The sequence below is a fragment of the Methyloceanibacter marginalis genome, from assembly GCF_001723295.1.
Taxonomy (GTDB): domain Bacteria; phylum Pseudomonadota; class Alphaproteobacteria; order Rhizobiales; family Methyloligellaceae; genus Methyloceanibacter; species Methyloceanibacter marginalis.
Genome location: NZ_LPWD01000232.1, coordinates 1 through 1,705, shown reverse-complemented (window position 1 = coordinate 1,705; position 1,705 = coordinate 1). Strand labels below are relative to the sequence as shown.

The following is a 1,705-nucleotide window of genomic DNA, read 5'->3' as shown; positions in this document are numbered from 1 at the left end:
CCGCGGCTCGCGGCAGAACTATGCGCGGCTGGGAGGAGAAAGGTCGGCGCGAACGGCGATCGATGCCGGCCTTGCCGCGTTCATCGCCGAGCAGCGGTTCTTTCTATTTGCGACCGCGAGCCGGGACGGCCAACCCTACATCCAGCACCGCGGCGGACCGCCAGGCGTCTTGCATGTGCTCGATCACAACACGCTCGCCTTCGCCGACTTTTCCGGCAACCGGCAATATATCTCGACCGGCAATCTTGAGGAGAACCCGCGTGCGATGCTCTTTCTCATGGACTACCGCAATCGCCGGCGGGTGAAGATCTGGGGCCGCGCGCGCGTCGTCGAGAATGACCCGGCGCTGATCGAAAGCCTCATGCCGGCGGACTATACGGCACGCGGCGAGGCCGCAGTCCTGTTCACGGTCGACGCCTGGGACGTGAACTGCCCGCAACACATTCCGCAAATGGTGTTCGCCGATGATGTCGCCGCGCTCGAAGAGCGCATCGCGGCCCTCGAGAACGAGAATAAGCGCTTGCGCGAGACCGCCGCCGCCGGGCCGTAACGGACATCACTCGGCTGCCGCGCCGGCCTGAACAGCCAGCCGAGCACCGCCGCCGCCACGAGCGCGCCCGCGATCTCGGCTACGAGGAAGCCGGGGACGTCCGCGGGCGCGATTCCCGAGAATGTGTCGCTGAGCGCCCGCGCGATGGTCACCGCCGGGTTGGCGAAGGAGGTGGACGAGGTGAACCAATAGGCGCTCGTGATGTAGAGACCGACAGCCGGCGCGATCGCCGCCATATTGAAGCGGACGCAGCCGAGAATGGTGGCGATCAAGCCGAACGTGGCGATGAACTCGCCGGCCCACTGACCGACACCGGTGCGGGCGGTCTGCGAAAGTTGCAGCGGCTCGAGGTCGAACATCAGATGGGCCACGATCGCGCCGAGGCAGCCGCCGACGATCTGCACCGCGATGTAAGCGAGCGTGTCGGTACGCGACAGCGCCCCGCGCAGCCACATCACGAGACTCACCGCCGGATTGAAATGGGCGCCCGAGACCGAGACGAAGATGGTGATGATGACGAACAGCACCGCGCCGGTCGGCAGTGTGTTGCACAGAAGCGCCAGCGCGTCGTTTCCCCCGGCGAGGCTCTCGGCCATGATGCCGGAGCCCACGACCGCCATCACCAGAAAGAACGTGCCGAGCGCCTCGGCCGCGAGCCGCCGCGTCAGATCGAAGTGCATTCGTCCCTGCCCCCTCGTCCCTTACTCACTTCGTCATGGCCGGGCGTGTCCCGGCATCCACGTCTATCGCCGTGCAACTCGCTAAATCGTGGATGCCCGGCACAAGGCCGGGCATGACGAGTGAATGCTGAAGCAGCGTCAGCAATAACCGATGCCCGCCTGCGCGGGCATGACAATTTTACGACGACTATCAGCAGCAACTCGATTTGGTGTTCTCTCCTTGCGCCGGCGCCGTCTCGTTGAACGGCAGCGACGTGCCGCAGCCGGCGAAAATCCCGTAATGGGTCGAGAAATCGCCGACGAAATCGAAATAGGAATGAAACCGCGTGCCGGCCAGCATACGCCAGGTGTTGCCGCACACCGGAAACACTTTGCCGCGCTCGATGACGTGATGGCCGTCGAGCTCGAAGGCCTGGTCCTGCTCGGGCACGCCGCCGCGATAGACGACCGCCTGACCGTAATCCTCGCACGCGCT

At 65.2% G+C, this 1,705-nt stretch carries 1 protein-coding gene and 2 pseudogenes; 1 reads left to right on the top strand and 2 read right to left on the bottom strand.

Annotated elements, in window-relative coordinates:
• The coding region (locus tag AUC71_RS17690) for a pyridoxamine 5'-phosphate oxidase family protein (protein ID WP_083238226.1) at nucleotides 1-550 on the top strand (550 nt) is incomplete at its 5' end.
• 17 nt (nucleotides 551-567) lie between these two features.
• Here the strand turns inward: AUC71_RS17690 and AUC71_RS09145 are convergent.
• A pseudogene (locus tag AUC71_RS09145) lies at nucleotides 568-1,230 on the bottom strand (aquaporin); the annotation flags it as partial.
• A 190-nt stretch (nucleotides 1,231-1,420) separates the two neighbouring features.
• Nucleotides 1,421-1,705: pseudogene (locus AUC71_RS09140) on the bottom strand (methyltransferase domain-containing protein); the annotation flags it as partial.